This is a genomic window from Algoriphagus sp. SE2, assembly GCF_039563885.1.
Classification (GTDB): Bacteria; Bacteroidota; Bacteroidia; order Cytophagales; family Cyclobacteriaceae; genus Algoriphagus.
Window position 1 is genome coordinate 263,830 of sequence record NZ_JBCLWJ010000002.1, and the last position, 16,843, is coordinate 280,672.

13 protein-coding genes are annotated in these 16,843 nt (G+C 37.7%); 11 read left to right on the forward strand and 2 right to left on the reverse strand.

Annotated elements, in window-relative coordinates:
- Nucleotides 1-116: 116 nt before the first annotated feature.
- The 7 genes from AAGF08_RS03280 (at nt 117) to AAGF08_RS03310 (ending at nt 7,691) form a co-directional block, all read left to right on the forward strand.
- The gene (locus AAGF08_RS03280) at nt 117-806 is read left to right on the forward strand and encodes a head GIN domain-containing protein (protein WP_343509537.1); all 690 of its coding nucleotides are present in this window, start codon (nt 117-119) and stop codon (nt 804-806) included.
- A gap of 93 nt (nt 807-899) precedes the next feature.
- Nucleotides 900-3,332: an FtsX-like permease family protein gene (locus AAGF08_RS03285; RefSeq protein ID WP_343509539.1), complete on the forward strand. Its 2,433-nt coding sequence runs from the start codon at nt 900-902 to the stop codon at nt 3,330-3,332.
- 208 nt (nt 3,333-3,540) lie between these two features.
- Nucleotides 3,541-4,305, forward strand: coding sequence for an ABC transporter permease (locus AAGF08_RS03290; protein WP_343509541.1), 765 nt, complete (start codon nt 3,541-3,543; stop codon nt 4,303-4,305).
- Between the two features lie 3 nt (nt 4,306-4,308).
- Entirely contained in the window at nt 4,309-5,049 is a 741-nt protein-coding gene (locus AAGF08_RS03295; RefSeq protein WP_343509543.1) for an ATP-binding cassette domain-containing protein, read from the forward strand.
- A gap of 1 nt (nt 5,050) precedes the next feature.
- Complete coding sequence (locus AAGF08_RS03300) at nt 5,051-6,037, forward strand: MlaD family protein (protein WP_343509545.1); 987 nt, start codon at nt 5,051-5,053, stop codon at nt 6,035-6,037.
- 434 nt (nt 6,038-6,471) lie between these two features.
- Nucleotides 6,472-7,167 carry a head GIN domain-containing protein gene (locus tag AAGF08_RS03305; protein ID WP_343509547.1) on the forward strand — a complete coding sequence of 232 codons (696 nt, stop codon included), beginning with the start codon at nt 6,472-6,474 and terminating at the stop codon, nt 7,165-7,167.
- A gap of 200 nt (nt 7,168-7,367) precedes the next feature.
- Entirely contained in the window at nt 7,368-7,691 is a 324-nt protein-coding gene (locus AAGF08_RS03310; RefSeq protein WP_343509550.1) for a hypothetical protein, read from the forward strand.
- Between the two features lie 89 nt (nt 7,692-7,780).
- On the opposite strand, the gene AAGF08_RS03315 is transcribed toward AAGF08_RS03310, so the two are convergent.
- Nucleotides 7,781-8,767, reverse strand: coding sequence for a bestrophin family ion channel (locus tag AAGF08_RS03315; protein WP_343509552.1), 987 nt, complete (start codon nt 8,765-8,767; stop codon nt 7,781-7,783).
- A 271-nt stretch (nt 8,768-9,038) separates the two neighbouring features.
- Here AAGF08_RS03315 and AAGF08_RS03320 point away from each other — a divergent pair, with 271 nt between their 5' ends.
- Nucleotides 9,039-10,385, forward strand: a complete 1,347-nt coding sequence (locus AAGF08_RS03320; protein WP_343509554.1) for a cytochrome ubiquinol oxidase subunit I — start codon at nt 9,039-9,041, stop codon at nt 10,383-10,385.
- A gap of 5 nt (nt 10,386-10,390) precedes the next feature.
- Nucleotides 10,391-11,404, forward strand: coding sequence for a cytochrome d ubiquinol oxidase subunit II (locus tag AAGF08_RS03325; RefSeq protein ID WP_343509556.1), 1,014 nt, complete (start codon nt 10,391-10,393; stop codon nt 11,402-11,404).
- Here the strand turns inward: AAGF08_RS03325 and AAGF08_RS03330 are convergent.
- Complete coding sequence (locus AAGF08_RS03330; RefSeq protein ID WP_343509558.1) at nt 11,362-11,733, reverse strand: hypothetical protein; 372 nt, start codon at nt 11,731-11,733, stop codon at nt 11,362-11,364. The genes AAGF08_RS03325 and AAGF08_RS03330 overlap by 43 nt on opposite strands.
- Nucleotides 11,734-11,768: 35 nt before the next feature.
- Here AAGF08_RS03330 and AAGF08_RS03335 point away from each other — a divergent pair, with 35 nt between their 5' ends.
- Together AAGF08_RS03335 and AAGF08_RS03340 are read left to right on the forward strand one after the other, a co-directional pair.
- Entirely contained in the window at nt 11,769-14,192 is a 2,424-nt protein-coding gene (locus AAGF08_RS03335) for an ABC transporter permease (protein WP_343509560.1), read from the forward strand.
- 182 nt (nt 14,193-14,374) lie between these two features.
- The gene (locus AAGF08_RS03340) at nt 14,375-16,801 is read left to right on the forward strand and encodes an ABC transporter permease (RefSeq protein ID WP_343509562.1); all 2,427 of its coding nucleotides are present in this window, start codon (nt 14,375-14,377) and stop codon (nt 16,799-16,801) included.
- Nucleotides 16,802-16,843: the final 42 nt, after the last annotated feature.

Consider the following 16,843-nt stretch of genomic DNA (forward strand, 5'->3'; position numbering starts at 1 on the left):
CTGAAGTTTGCGGACAAGTTTAATCTTTGAATGACCCTTTCAGGCCTCTGGGAGGGTTTTTTGTTGCTTGGCACAGTCTCTGGATTATAATAAGTAACCAACTAATCTATTTAAAAATGAAACTTTCAACTATTTATGGATTTGTATTCCTTTTATTTTTATTGGGTACAACCGCACAAGCACAAACTGAAGTAAGGACGCCTGGTGATTTTACAAAAGTCAATTCATCCGGATCTTGGGATGTAGTCATCTCTTTAGGAAATAAGGATGAAGTTAAATTAGTTTCCAAGGGCTTTGATTTGGATAAAGTGATTACAGAAGTTAAGGATGGAAAGCTTGAAATCAAAACTGAAAAAGGAAGACATAATAATGTGAATTTTACAGCTTATGTCACATTACGTGAGCTTGAGGCAATTGGCCTTTCCGGGTCAGGAAATATGGATGTGGATTCTGACATTGAGTCTCGTTCATTTTCTATAGGGAACTCGGGTTCAGGAAATATCAAAATGCAAGATGTTGATACCCGAACTTTAAGCGTTGGAATGAGCGGATCAGGAAAAGTTATGATCGAAGGAGGGACTTGCGAATCTGCCAATATTGGTCAATCAGGATCAGGTTCTTTCGATGCCTTGGATTTGATGGCTGAGGATGTCAAAATAGGTAAATCAGGCTCGGGTTCTACTTCAATTGGTGTAGAAGGAGATCTGAAGGTTGCCTCTTCCGGTTCAGGAAATGTATATATCAAAGGTGAACCTACCAACCAATCTGTGGCGAGCTCTGGCTCTGGAAAAGTCATCAGAAAATAAGAATAAACCCAGCACAAAGCTTAGGGATGTGGGGTTTTGGAATTTCAATACCCTGCATTTCAAGCTTAAATAAATCACCAAACCCTATTAGATATGTTTAAAAATTACTTCAAAATAGTTTTTAGAAACGCGAAGAAGAACCCCCTCTACGTTTTTATCAATATTCTGGGTTTGTCTATCGGAATGGCTGTCAGCATTCTGATTTTTTTGTTTGTACAGCATGAGTTGAGCTACGATAATTACCATGAAAATTCTGATCGGATTTATCGTGTTTCAAGAAATTGGTATAATCTTGATGGTGAGGTAAGTTTACATTTAGGCCATGTGGCTCCCCCGTTTGGGCCTTTGATTAAATCTGATTTTGCGGACCAGGTGGAAGAGGCCGTTAGACTTTTTAATACTGATCTTTTGATTAAATCAGGAGAAAATTCATTTATTGAAGAAGGGTTTTTCTTTTCGGATCCTGAAGTATTTAATGTTTTTTCATGGAATATGATCGAGGGGGATCCTATCTCCTCCTTAAATGAATCAGATGGAGTTTTAATCTCAGAGGATATGGCCAAAAAGTATTTTGGAGATGCTCCTGCTGTGGGGAAAGAATTAATCGGAGAAGTACAAGGTTTAACACTGACTTTTCAAGTGCGAGGAGTATTTGAAAATATTCCAGACAATACTCACATGCATCCTGATTTTATTGCTACAATGAATCCTGTGGTTCAATTTTTTGGAGGGTTGGAACCCTTTATGCAGAATTTCGGAAGCAATAGTTTCTCTACCTATGTGCTGCTGAACGAAGGGTATGATTATAAAGCATTGGAATCTCAACTACCTGCCTTGATTGATAGAAATATGGGTGAGGCTCAAGCGGGGGTTCCTATGTCTAAGGTCACAGAACTTCATTTATGGCCTATAAAGGATATACACTTGTATTCAAATCTCGATTCTGAAATTGAAGCTAATGGAAATATCGATTATGTGTACGTCTATTTTGCAGTGGCTCTTTTCATTCTATTGATAGCCTGTATCAATTTCATGAATTTGTCTACAGCAAGATCTTCCTTAAGATCTATGGAGGTAGGATTGAGAAAAGTCATGGGTGCGGATCGAGGAAGATTGGTCAAACAATTTATGGGAGAATCATTTGTTTTGACTTTTATTTCTTTGATTATTTCAGTCCTTATCGTTTACATTTTCTTGCCAATTTTTTCGGATTTCACTCAAAAACAACTGAGCTTAAATTTTATCCAAAACCCCGAATATTTGGCGGTTATGATTGGATTGGCGATAGGAGTTGGGCTTTTAGCGGGAAGTTACCCAGCATTATTTCTTTCTGGATTTTCTCCTTCTAAAGTTTTAAAAGGAGCTTTTAAAGCTGGAAAAGGCCATGAAAACTTTAGGTCTTTTTTAGTCGTGGGTCAGTTTGCAATCTCAGTGGTACTAATAGTTGCAGTCATCGTGGTAGTAAGGCAATTAGACTTTATGCAATCAAAGGATTTGGGGTTTGAAAAAGAAGATATTGTGGTTCTACCGGTAAGTACTGCCATAATTGAAAATTATCAGATTATTAAGGATCGTCTTCTCAATAATCCTGGAATCAAAGGAGTATCGATCTCAAGTAGAGTTCCATCTGGAAGATTGCTCGATTCACAGGGTGGAAGTGCAGAAGTCAATGGTGAAATGTCACAACTTGATGTTAGAATAGCAGATATCCATGTGGGACACGAATTCATTAAAACCTATGGGATTCCGATTGTGGCTGGAAGAGACTTTGATTTCAAGATGGCGAGTGATTCTTCAGAAGCTTTTATTTTGAATGAAGCTGCCATCCGTGACATAGGTTGGTCTAGTCCAGAAGAAGCTGTAGGTAAGAAATTTAATTATGGGGGCAGAAATGGTTTTGTTACTGGTGTGATGAAAGATTTTCATTTTGAATCTCTCCACCAACCCATAGTACCCATTGTCTTTATGATTACAGCTAGTAGAGATCGAGCAAATCAAGTGAGTTTAAAAATTGATGCTTCTAGAAAAGAGGAGACAATGGCATATTTACAAGCTGAATGGGCAGATCTAAATCCAGGGTTTCCTTTTGAACCGATTTTTGTGGATGAAGGATTTAATCAACAATATGAAGCGGAGCAAAGAGTGAAAACCATTTTTATGTTCTTCTCAGCCTTGGCAGTATTGATTTCCGTACTTGGCCTACTTGGCTTAACCACTTTTGCCACGGCACAGCGAACTCGTGAAATTGGAATTAGGAAGGTGATGGGAGCTGAAACAAATAATATTTTGATTCTTTTAGGGAAAGACTTTATGAAGTTGGTATTGATCGGATTTGTCATTGCAGTTCCAATCTCCTGGTTTGGAATGAATAGCTGGCTAGAAGATTTTTCTTATAAAATTGGAATAGGCTGGACCGTTTTCCTTTGGGCCGGTCTTATCGCAGGAATAATAGCTGGTATCACAGTTATGTCCCAATCGCTCAAAGCAGCTTGGGCTGATCCGGTGAAAAGTATAAAAAGCGAATAGATATATTAAACTTTTCTTTTAATGAAATTTGGCCCTTTTGAAAAATCAAGAGGGCTATTTTTTTCCCTTTTGATTACCTGAAATTCGACCCATAGTCACAGATTTTTTAGGAGTGAAACTGATATATATCAGTAATTTAAATGATTTTGCTTTTCAATATTGATGAATGCTATTTGCAACTTAAAGGTTATAATTAAAGACTCTGATTTTGAAAGTAATCGATACGCCATTTTTCAAGGAAGTAGGTGATATAGCCAGGTTTACGGGGAGATTCTTCAAAGAAATCACGAAGCCTAAACAGGAATACGAAGAATTTATTAATCAATGTTTTTGGATAGGCTATAAGACATTTACACTTGTGAGTATTACCGCATTCATCATGGGGTTAGTTCTCACTATTCAGTCGCGTCCTACATTAGTTGAATTTGGAGCAGCATCACTTTTACCTTCTATGGTTTCAGTATCGTTGGTTCGTGAAATTTCGCCAGTGATAACTGCATTAATTTGTGCAGGAAAAATCGGATCAGGAATTGGTGCTGAACTGGGCTCTATGCGAGTGACCGAGCAGATTGATGCGATGGAAGTATCAGGGACAAATCCTTTTAAATACCTAGTGGTCACAAGAGTAATGGCATCCACTTTAATGGTTCCCATTCTGTCTATTTTAGCGATTGCTATTTCTCTGTATGGAGGTTTTTTGGGAGTTAATATAAAAGGTTCTGTAAGCTGGTCACTCTATTGGTTTCAGGCATTTGATGCTTTGAATTTTGGGGATTTTATTCCTTCATTGATCAAGACTTTTTTCTTTGGATTTGCCATAGGAATAGTAGGTTGCTATAAAGGATATAATTCTCAAAAAGGAACTGAAGGAGTAGGAAGATCAGCTACCACAGCAGTAATAGTTGCTTCACTATTGGTTTTTATATTGGATTTGATAGCAGTTCAGATCACAGATTTATTAGGCTTGACTTGATTTATGGAGGCTAACAATTTTATAATTGAAATATCGAAACTTAACAAGTCCTTTGGCGAAAATCATGTGTTAAGGGACTTTTCGATGAAATTAGAAAGGGGCGAAAATCTAGTAATTCTTGGAAAGTCAGGTTCGGGAAAGTCTGTCTTAATTAAATGTATTATCAAGCTGATAGAACCGGATTTGGGGAAAATAATGGTTTTAGATCACGATATCAGTGAATTAGATCAGGATGAGATGGATTTGCTTAGAAAAGATGTCGGGTTTCTTTTTCAGAGCAACGCATTGTATGACTCGATGACAGTTAGAGAAAATCTTGAGTTTCCACTTAGGCGACATTGGACGGTAGAGCAGCGTGAAAGCCAAGCCGAAGAAGCGGTGATGGAGGCGCTTGAGGATGTAGGACTTTCTCACACAGTCAATATGATGCCATCGGAATTGTCTGGAGGAATGAGGAAACGAATAGCTTTGGCAAGAACTCTTATTTTAAAACCACAGGTGATCTTATATGATGAACCGACAACAGGTTTGGACCCGATTACTGCGAGGGAGATAAGTGAACTTATGATTTCTATCCAAAAAAAATACAAGGCTTCTTCAGTGATAATTTCTCATGATATGAATTGTATTCGAATGACATCTAATCGTGTAATAACGTTGATCGAGGGAAGGAATTATGTCGCAGATACTTATGATAATTTAATGAAAAACACTGATCCAAAAGTCAGTGAATTCTTCCGTTAATATGAAAAAAGAACGAAAAATAGAGAATGCCAAACTTGGAGCTTTAGTATTAGCCAGTCTTATTTTTCTGGTTTTTTCGCTCTATTTAATTGGTAAAAATCAAAATATTTTTGGATCCTCTATAAAGATAATTGCTGAAATGGAGAACGTGAATGGGTTATTGCCCGGCAATAATGTCCGCTACAAAGGTATGGATGTAGGTACTGTAAGTGCCATCGAAATGAAGAATGATTCTATCATCCATGTGGAGCTTTTGATTCATAAATCCATGCAGTCTTTTATCAAGAGCAACTCAAAAACTACGATCAATACAGATGGGTTAATGGGAAATAAGATAATTCATATCAATCCGATGGAAGGGGATGCAGCTACGCTTGTTCCAGGGGATGTTTTATATGCTTTACCCCAGATTGATACCGATGAAATGCTCGAAACTCTAAATACAACGGGTAATTATTTAGAAAAAACTTTGATCAATTTGACCCAAATCACTGACAAATTGAATAATAGCGAAGCGCTTTGGACATTATTAAGCGAACCTGAATTAGTGAATGATATTAATGTCGCAGTTCGTGAATTCAAGAATGCTGGCGAAAATGCAGCTGAAATAACTAAGTCGGGGAAAAACATTATTTCTTCTTTTGAGAAGGGAGATGGAATTGTGAATAGTTTATTCACCGATAGTATTATGAATTCAAATTTTGAGGGAACATTGATCCAGCTTCAAAATACCAGTGCTGAGGCAGAAGAAGTGATGCACAGTATGAATTTGTTGATGGACAATATTCAAAAAGGAGAAGGAACGGCAGGTCTGATTCTACAAGATTCTGTTTTCCGCCAACAAGTAGATCAAACTCTTGAGAATCTCGAATCGAGCACCGAAAAGCTAAATGAGAATATGGAAGCCATGCGCTCAAATTTCCTTTTTAGACGCTACTTTAAAAAGCAGGAAAAAGCCGAAAGAAAAGCAGAGAAAAACAATAATTAGGAGGTAATTTACCTTGAAAAAGGCAATTTCTTACTGATATTAAAACTGTTCTTTATCCAAAAAAATGGGCTCTTTTCAATGATTTTACTTTTACTAGGCTAAGCTCTTGATAGTTTTTTTGACCGTATACGAACGACTATGTCCGAGAAATATGGGTTAATTCATTTGAAATCATCGTTTTTGGACTGTTTGAGCTGATTTTTTGGATGGCACAAATGTAGTATAAAGAATGAATGTGATATGGATTAATCAATCTAAGTTGACTGGTAGGCTTCTAGAATTTGTCGTCAACGGAGAAGAATTATAAATAACACAGGCAGATGCAACCTTCCAAAAAAGAAATGCATCTTATAGAAGTAGACCAAGCTCAATCAGAATGTTTTTTGGTCCAAAGATAAAAGCAAAAAATTCAAATCAACTAATTGTTTTATACCATGAAAATCTTTTCAAAAATTGCAGCATTTGCTGTAGCAGCATTCGTTATGGTCTCTTGCGCTCAGGCTCAACAGACAGAGACAAGAACACCGGGACATTTCACAAAAGTACATTCTGGTGGAAGCTGGGAAGTGATACTCACGGAGGGAAACACCGAAGAAATCAGAATCGAAGCAAAGGGAGTGGAACTCAGCAAAGTAAAAACTGAAATTGATGGAGATGTATTAAAACTAGGCTTAGTCAATGGAAATTACAGAAATGTTGATTTGACTTTTTATGTAACTTATACGAGCCTTGAAGGAGTGAGATGTTCCGGATCAGGTAAAATGGAGGTAGAATCGGATGTGATAGCAGAGGATTTTTATATTGGTTTATCTGGTTCAGGAGATATCTACATGAAAGATCTAAGGGCAGATGATTTGGAAGCATCCATTTCTGGTTCAGCAAAAATCAAAATTCAAAGTGGATCAATTGGAGATGCACAAATCAAACAATCCGGTTCAGGAGATTTTGTTGCAGATGACCTTTCCATTGAGGACTTGGAAGTTTCTAAATCAGGCTCAGGTGATACTAATGTAGGAGATTTGGGAATGATTTCAGTAAGGTCTTCAGGTTCGGGAGATATAGTTTATTCCGGATCGCCTAGAATGGGAGATATTAAAGTTTCAGGGTCTAGTAGCATCCGAAAGAGATAAATATCATTATTTGAGATTCGTGAATTAATAGAATTTATCCTCCAGCCAGTTGGCATGATTGTTTCGGATATATTGAGAGATTCTATGAAAAGAATTCTCATTACGAATGATATGATCATGGAATCGAGATTGCCAGCCCATTGGTAATTCCAACAGATTACAATATTTGGTTACCGCAGATTTATAGGATCCGATAATGGATGAATCGGTATTTTTCCCCTGATTTTGGAATCGGTTTAACGATGGTAGTAGGGACAACGCATGCGTTGTCCGTACGTCGTTTCATCGCCCTTCAATATCAAAATCCCATGGATATGGTTGGGCATAACCACAAATTCGCCCAATTCGATGTTTTTTGCATGGGTTTTTATTTCATGCCAAAAGACCGAAGCAATCGCTCCCGCTGGTGTCAATTGTGTTTTATTTTTGATGATTTCTCCGAAAAAATGTTATCTGTTTTTACAGCATATTGTGATAAAATAGGAAGCCTTAGTTCCATAATCCCAACTTGCCAAACGGGGTAACCTTCTATTTTTTGAATTCATCTCTCTTTAAAAATATATCCTAAATCTCTTAGTTAACCTTTCAACTCAGCGTCAATCAGAAAATATGATTACATCAAAAATCCATTTTCAGTTTTATAAGGAGCAGGGATGTTTTCATCTCCGATCATTTCTAGAAGATCAATCTCGATAGCTCTTGTTACTGATGAAATCGGTACATCGTTATATCCACCTTCGAAAGGATTTTCTGAATAATCTCCGATTCGATCTACCAAGAAGAAAATCCAGATGATAATGGCTGAAAAAGGAATCGTCAACCAATAATGAAGTGCGCGGGACTGCTCAAAAATATCTAACAGACCAAATGGGATTAAAGCACAAAAGATATAGGTAATCCAAAGTCCTGTCGAAGCATATTGTCGGGGGAATGGGAAGTTTTTAATTCGTTCCGACATACCCTGATGGGTGTAAAGATTACCGATCAATTGATGAAGCCAAACCTGTTTGTAATCACTCAGAAATCCCTGTTCTTTTAATTCTGAGAGCTCAGTGCTTTGATTCTTTAGGATTTGAGAAGGAATGTTGGAGTAGGTTTTTAGTTGAGTCAATTCTTCTACTGAGAGATATTTTTCTATTTCCGCATAGATGCCGTCATAATATTCCTTGATAAATCCTGGGATGAAATTCAATTTGTTAACCGGTAAATTATGTTCCCAGGTTTTCTCCTGCCTCATAATATGCTTTAAGGCTATCAACCAAGCGAGATGCCTGTAAATCATCTTCTTTTTACGATTAAATGGCAAGTCAGAATTAGGTAAATTTAAGATTGCCGTGGCAAAGGTCCTGCTTTCATTGACGATGGCTCCCCAGATTTTTCTTGCTTCCCAAGTACGATCATACGAGCTGTTATTTTTGAATCCCAAGAAAAATGCAACAGCCACACCTATGACAGATATTGGTTGCCAGGGAAGGGAGAAAGGGATAGATGTGATTTCGTAAAGAACAATGATGATAAAGGAGTAAATTATGCCATAAATCAAAGAGAATTTGGACCATCTTACTGTCATCCAAAAACTGTAGTATCGTTTGATGTACATGAAAATATTTTTTTGTAATTAAACTACAGAAAAATGATTGAAATCCATTGCTTTAAATTTTGATTATGTGAGAATAGTTACCAATATCTCAATATTGGTCTTTTACTTTTATCTCAAAAAAATGGGATTGAATCACTTTTGCTTTCTATTATAAAAGCTTGAAATAAGTTAAGTTAAACCTGAACTAATCTTGCAGAATCAGCGTCATTTGAGTAAATAATTTAACCTAATCTTCTTCCAGTGTGAAGCGGATTCAACGTATTTAAATTCCATGGAGGATCTTTTAGCTGCCCGTTCCCAAATGGCGCTTTCGCTGGGATTTCATATTATTTTTGCTTGTATCGGAATGGTGATGCCTTTTTTTATGGCGACCTCACATTACCAATATCTCAAAACCAAAAACCCCCTTTATAAAGACCTGACCAAAGCTTGGAGTAAAGGCGTGGCCATTTTCTTTGTGACGGGTGCTGTTTCGGGTACCATGCTTTCTTTTGAGCTAGGTTTACTTTGGCCAAAATTTATGCTACATGCAGGGCCAATTTTTGGAATGCCATTTTCTCTGGAAGGAACGGCCTTTTTTATTGAAGCGATTGCCTTGGGATTCTTTTTATATGGTTGGGGAAAATTCAAACCCTGGTTTCATTGGTTTACTGGTGTGGTAGTAGGAATTAGTGGTTTGGCTTCCGGGATTTTGGTGGTAGCGGCGAATGGTTGGATGAACAGTCCCTCTGGGTTTGATTATGTCAATGGAGAGTATCTGAATATAGATCCGATAAAAGCTTTGTTTAACGATGCCTGGTTTTCGCAATCTTTACACATGACTTTAGCTGCCTTTGCAGCAACTGGATTTGCAGTGGCTGGGATTCATGCTTATATGATTATTCGGAGGAAAAACATCGCGTTTCATCAAAAAGCTTTTCGAATCGCGCTGGTTTTTGGTGGGGTCGCAGCCTTTTTACAACCTATTTCCGGAGACATCTCTGCTAAGGATATTGCTGTTCGCCAGCCTGCAAAATTTGCAGCGATGGAAGCTCATTTTAAAACTGAAAAAGGTGCTTCTTTGATCATAGGTGGAATTCCTGATGTAGAAAATAAAACTGTCAATTATGCAATCAAAATACCTGGAGCTTTGAGTTTTCTAGCTCACGGAGATTTTGAAGAAGAAGTAATTGGTTTGGATCAGTTTCCAGAAGAAAATCATCCCCCCGTTATGGTTACCCATTTTGCTTTCCAGATTATGGTAGGAATAGGAATGGTTCTAATGGCTTTGAGTCTTTTATATTTTTTATCTATCTGGAAAAAGAAGGATTGGCTTCGGGCAACTTGGTTTCTTTGGCTTTTTGTAGTGGCGACGCCACTCGGTTTTATTGCTGTGGAGGCCGGCTGGACAGTGACGGAGGTGGGGCGACAACCATGGATAATTTATGAAGTATTGAAAACCAAAGATGCGGTCAGTCCGATTCCAGGGATTGCTTACTCATTTTATCTTTTTTCGGCAATTTATCTCTCGCTGTCTGTTGCAGTTATTTTCCTGTTGATCCGGCAGATCAAAGCTGTTCCGGAATCTTTAAAAGTGGATGAGAAACCTGTTGAAAATCAAATTTCTACTAATCCTTAATCAGAATGATGCTATACGTAGTCATAATTTTTCTTGGTTTATCGGTCCTTCTGTATGTGTTATTGGGAGGTGCCGATTTTGGGGCAGGAATTGTGGAAATCTTTACCCCTGCAAAAATGCGGGATCAGGTTCGTGCTATTACTTATCAAACCATTGGACCGGTCTGGGAGGCTAATCATATGTGGTTGATTATTACAATAGTGATTTTGTTTGTCGGTTTTCCTCCTATTTATACGCTGTTGTCTGTCCATTTACATATACCACTTGTGTTGATGCTGATCGGTATTATCGGAAGAGGTACGGCCTTCGTGTTCAGGCATTATGATGCGGTCAAGGATGAGATGCAGCGGGTTTACAATCTGATTTTCACCTATTCCAGTTTTGTAACGCCTCTTTTTTTGGGCTTGATATTTGGTGCTACTGTCAGTGGAAGAATTGACCCGGAGGCTACCGACTTTTATCAGTCATTTATTTATCCTTGGTTCAACTTTTTTAGTCTTTCTCTCGGGGTTTTCACCATAATGATCTGTGGCTTTTTAGCGGCAGTTTATTTGGTAGGAGAGGCTGAAGAAACGGAGTTAAAAAAGCTAATTATAAAGAAAGCAAGAATGTTTCTGCTTTTAACTGTTTTAGCAGGAGGGTTGGTGTTTTTAGCTGCAGAAATCCATGGAATTGAGTTGATTCGCTTATTGATTCTGGAACCGATCACTTTTTCTATTCTTGCTCTAGCGACCTTGGCAATTTTACTCCTTTGGTTTCAATTGGAAAAAGGGAAAAGAAAAGTCAGTCGTTTTCTAAGTGGGTTTGTGGTATCGGCAATTCTTATTGCTTTTGGATTTCATTATTTCCCGGATGTTGTAATAATAGAAAGCGGTGCAAATCTATCGGTTTTGAATTCTGCCGCCTTGGGAAAATCAATAGATTCACTTGCTTGGGCATTATTAATTGGAAGTCTTTTTATCCTTCCCTCTCTTTTCTACTTGCTGTTTAGTTTCCAAAGACCAAAAGTGACTGAGTAGGAGGGCAGGAAGTTTGAAGTTTGAGATTGCCACGCTCCGCTCGCAATGACGAGCAAAAAAGCGATCTGCCCTTGTTTGACAAATCGTTCCCTGCCTTCGATTTCGAGACTCTCGTCTCTCAAGCTGACAAGTTGAGGATACTGCTCACTGCCACTTTCCTCCGATGGGTAAACTGCCAACTGTTCACTGTAAACTGCAATCTGACATTGCCCATTAACGAACAAAAATGTCCGATTGATTTTAGTATTCATGACTAAAAACCTCTTTGCTAGCAGGAAAAAGGGTTTTTTGTATGGCATAAAACTGGAATAGTTGGTAGGGATTTTCAATCTCTAGATTTAGAACTACCGAAACTATTGCCAATATGTTTACAAATTATTTGAAAGTTGCCTGGAGAAATCTGGTCCGGAGCAAATGGGCTGGTGCCATCAATATCTTTGGATTAGCCATTGGGATCACCGCCTCTCTCTTACTTTTTGTCATCATACAATATGAAATGAGCTTTGATAAATTTCAAAGCCATTACGATAAGATTTATAGGATCGTTTCCAAAGACAAATATCCGGATGGATTCGATTACAATCCCGGAGTCAACAATCCTGTTCCTGATGCTATTGCCGCAGAAAACTTGCCTTTTGAGGAAGTTGTGCCTGTCAAATCTGCCTATAACACTCAGGTTAATATATACAAGGATGCCACAAAAGCAGGGATTCCAGACAAGTATGAAATCGACTATACTTTTTATACCACACCTGATTTTGCAGATCTTTTTGATTTGGAATTTGTTACCGGTGATATCCAAAGCCTTTCAGAACCCAATAAAATTATCCTGACTAAGACCACTGCAGCCAAGTTTTTTGGCAGCTGGGAAATGGCTGAAAATAAGACTTTAGATTTCTCCAGTGGATTAAATTTAACAATAGGAGGAGTCGTGGAAGATATCCCAGATAACAGCAATATGTTTTTTGATATACTGGTTTCTTATCAAACGATACGATCTAATCCAGAGATTTATGACCATGATTTAGAGTCTTGGGGAAGCTTGGGAAGTGACAATCAGCTCTATGTGAGCTTGGCAGAAAATGCCGATTTAGCTAATACGCAGGCAGCTTTAGATGGCTTTACCAAAAAGAATTTCGAAGGGAGAGGAAATTCAGAGAAGGCTTTGATCCTACAACCTTACAAAGACATTCACTTTGATCAGGTATATGGAAGCATCAGTGGTAGTGTGACTCGCTTGTCTACCGTTAATACCTTGGTGATTATTGGATTGTTTATTCTAGTTATAGCTTCCATTAATTTTGTGAATTTGGCCACCTCTAGAGCCATTGGAAAAGGGAAAGAAATTGGAGTTCGTAAAGTGATGGGAAGTTCAAAATCCCAGATCATTTTACAGTCTTTCGGGGAAACTTTTCTTTCAGTTTTCATTGCGACTGTGATTGGAGTTCTAGCTGCTAGCATTTTGTCTCCATTATTAAGTTCGATTGCAGATGTTCCGGATAAAATCAATTTGTTCCAGCCAGTTATTGTGAGCTTTGCTGGAGGGTTAATTTTGGTAATTACATTACTTTCTGGTTTTTACCCAGCATTGGTTATTTCGAAATTTAAGCCTATTCATGCCCTGAAAAGTAAATCTCAGAAAAATAAAATCGGAGGAATTTCAGTCCGGAAAGCTTTGGTTGTTGTTCAATTTGTCATCGCGCAAATACTAATGATCAGTACCATTATTGCAATTCGCCAGATGAATATGGTTCAGGAAGCTGACCTGGGATTTGCAAAAGACCATGTTTATTTTGTAGAAGTGCCTTTTGACTCTGAAAATGAAAGAAGAATTGATTTTTTTAAGCAGGAGCTGTTAAAGAATCCAAGCGTCATTTCTGCAAGTTTGGCATCTGACGTTCCTGCCTCTGATAATAACAGCTTGTTTAATTTCTATTTTGATGGGGTAAATGAAGATGTCCCTTTTCCTGCTTATACAAAATTCGGAGATGAAAAATACTTCGAAACCTATGGGATTGAGTTTTTGGCCGGTGGCCCTTATCAAGCGAGCGATACGATTCGCGAAGTAGTGATCAATGAAACCATGGCAAAGCGTCTGTTGATTGAAGACCCAAATGATGCTATTGGAAGACAATTTAGATTGGGTATGATGAATGAGTGGGCAACTATTACTGGAGTAATTAAAGATTTTACAGTCAACTCACTTCGGGATGAAATTAAGCAGTTGGTGGTCGCTCCGAAGAAAGATTATTACCATGTAGTAGGTTTGAAATTTGATGAAAACACATCTTTGGAAAGTATCTCGGAAATTGAAGAGAGTTTTAATAAAATTTATCCTGAGCAGATTTATCATGGTAGTTTCTTAGATGAATCCATCCAGCAATTCTATGAAAGCGAACAAAAACTTGCTTTGATATTTAAGATTTTTGCAGCTATCTCAATTTTGATTTCTTGCATTGGACTATATGGTCTGGTTTCCTTTATGATCAGCCAGAAAGTGAAGGAAATAGGAATTAGAAAAGTACTTGGTGCTTCTGTCTCTCAGATCACTTTGATGCTAACAAAAGAATACTTTCTGATGGTTTTGCTGGCGTTTTTTATGGCAGTTCCAATTGCCTACTGGATGATGGAAAAGTGGCTTGAAAGCTTCGCTTATAAAATCCCATTTTCCTCTGGTCTGTTTATTTTTGTTATGATTTGTTCCTTACTTATCACAGGCTTAACTGTAGGTTCTAAAGCAGTAAAATCTGCCTTGGCAAATCCTGTGGATAGTTTGTCGGATGAATAAAATAAAAGTCAGAAGTCAGAAGGGAGAAGTCTGAAATAAGAAATACGGGCTTTTCGATAAGGAAGAAAGATGTGAAAATTAATCGCTTTTTGGAGAATTTAATAAGTATAAAAGAAATAAGATTATCGATTGATGAATAAAGGTTTTGGTGAAATAATCCAACCTTTTACACCTAGAAAACAATGCTAAAGAACTATCTGAAAATTGCCTGGAGAGTACTAAAGAAAAACAGACTGTATACAGGTCTGAATATCTTTGGTCTGACTCTGGGTATCAGCGGTTTTTTGATGATCTCACTTTTTATTCAGGATGAACTAAGTTATGATCAATATCTACCTGAATATTCTTCCATTTATAGAGTAAATGCACGGTGGGGCGAATTTAAAACGGCAAGTTATGCTACCGCACCTCCTGCATTAGGACCGAGGATTGCTTCTGATATTCCTGAGGTCAATGCAGTGACTAGAATTTTGAAATGGAATGATTTTACCATTCAGCCAGGGTCAGGTCCAAATAAAGATCAGGTATTTAGAGAGGAAAAAGTATTCTATGCTGAACCAAATTTCTTTCAGGTTTTTGACATGCCTTTGATTGCGGGAAGTAAAGAAAAAGCACTTTCCCAGCCGAATTACATTGTAATTACAGAATCTCTCGCTAAGAAGTATTTTGGAGAGGTATTTCCCCAAGAAGTTTTGGGAAAGGTTTTATTGATTGGAAGTAATGATCCAACACCTCGGGAAATCGCTGCGGTGATTCAAGATATCCCCTCTCAATCCCATGTTCATTTTGATATGTTGGTGTATGAACCAGGGATACATCAGGAGATTTTCTTAATGGATTCTTGGACTTGGCCAATTCTAAACACTTACGTTAAAATCGAGGATGGAAGTAGTGGAGCCGTCAAAGAAAAATTAAATCAGATTGTTTCAAACTACGCAATTCCCGCCTTCGATAGCGAGGGTGAAGGTTCTGATTATAATCTTCAGATGATGCCGATTGAGGATATCCATTTGAAATCACATTTGCTGAGAGAATTGGAAGCGAATGGGTATGAAAGTTATGTGTATATTTTTTCTTTGGTGGCCATATTCGTCTTGCTTTTGGCCTGTATCAATTTTATGAATTTGGCTACGGCTAAAGCAGGACTTCGATCTATGGAGGTAGGAGTAAGGAAAGTAATGGGCTCAGCAAAATCTCAACTGATTTACCAATTTTTGACTGAGGCCTTTCTTATGGTTCTGATTTCAATCATTCTTTCACTAGTGGTAGTTCAATTATCAAATGGACTATTTAATCAACTTTCCGGAAAAGATCTTCAGTTTAATTTATTTACCAATCCTTTAGCGTTGGGAATGATACCTGTTTTGCTGTTGGTTTTAACGCTATTATCTGGAGCCTATCCAGCATTTTACCTGTCTTCTTTTAAGCCATTGTTGATTTTGAAAAAGCAATTGGCTGTTGGGAAAAATGCGCATTCCTTCAGGAATTCCTTGGTGGTTTTTCAGTTCGTAACTTCTTTGACCCTTATTATTTGTACGCTGCTGGTTCAACGACAAATGAGTTTTATTCAGAATTCCAATCCTGGCTATAGTAAGGAACAACTGGTCATTATTCATAATGATGGGGAAATTCAAAATGAACAACGAGAGGATTTCAAAGGTCGATTTGCATCCAGCAGCCAAATCGAAATGATGAGCTTCTCCACTGGAATCCCTATGACAGGGCAGTATCAGATGCGTTCTTTTAACTCTACTTATTCCAAAGAAAATCAAGGGATGAATTGGTATGAAGCAGATGCTGATTATTTGGATACATATCAATTCGAATTATTGGAAGGTAGAAACTTTGCCTCAACGCCCGGTGCGGATGCTGGAAAAGTTATCATCAATGAAAAAGCTGCTGAATATTTGGGGATAGCAGAAGATCCGATCGGTCAAGTTCTTGTGAAAAACCAAGGTGATGATGACGAGGCTTCTTTGGAAGTAGTAGGCCTAGTGAAGGATTTTAATTTTGAAACCTATAGAAATGAAATCAAACCTTTGGTCATTGAATACCTACATGATTATTACTTGAGGGATTATATCACCGTAAAAGTTCTGGGGAATAAGGTCGAGTCTGCTGTTGAAGAATTGATGGCAGGATGGAAAGTATACGAACCTCGAGTTCCTATGATTTATTCCTTTTTGGATCAGGATTTTGAAAGGGTCTATCATTCTGAAATGAAAATAGCAGATTTATTAAAAGTGTTGACGTTCATTTCCATTTTGATTGCTTGTTTGGGCCTATTTGGATTGACTGCCTATACTACTCATCTGAGAACAAAAGAAATTGGTATTAGAAAAGTGTTTGGAGCATCAATAGCAGAAATCTTTTTTATGTTATCTGCATCTTATCTTCGATTGGTTTTGATTTCGGTGGTATTGGCAATTCCCATATCCGTGTACTTCATGGATCAATGGCTAGAGGAATTTGCCTATAAAACCGGAATCAGCATAGGAGTTATTGCCTTGGCAATTTTGTCCTGCTTAGCAATGGCAGTTTTAACCATTTTCTTCCAAACCTATAAAAGTATCCAGGCTAATCCCGTGAAGAGTTTAAAGGACGAATGACAAGTAAGAAATAAGGAGTAAGAATTGAGAAATAGGAAGTTT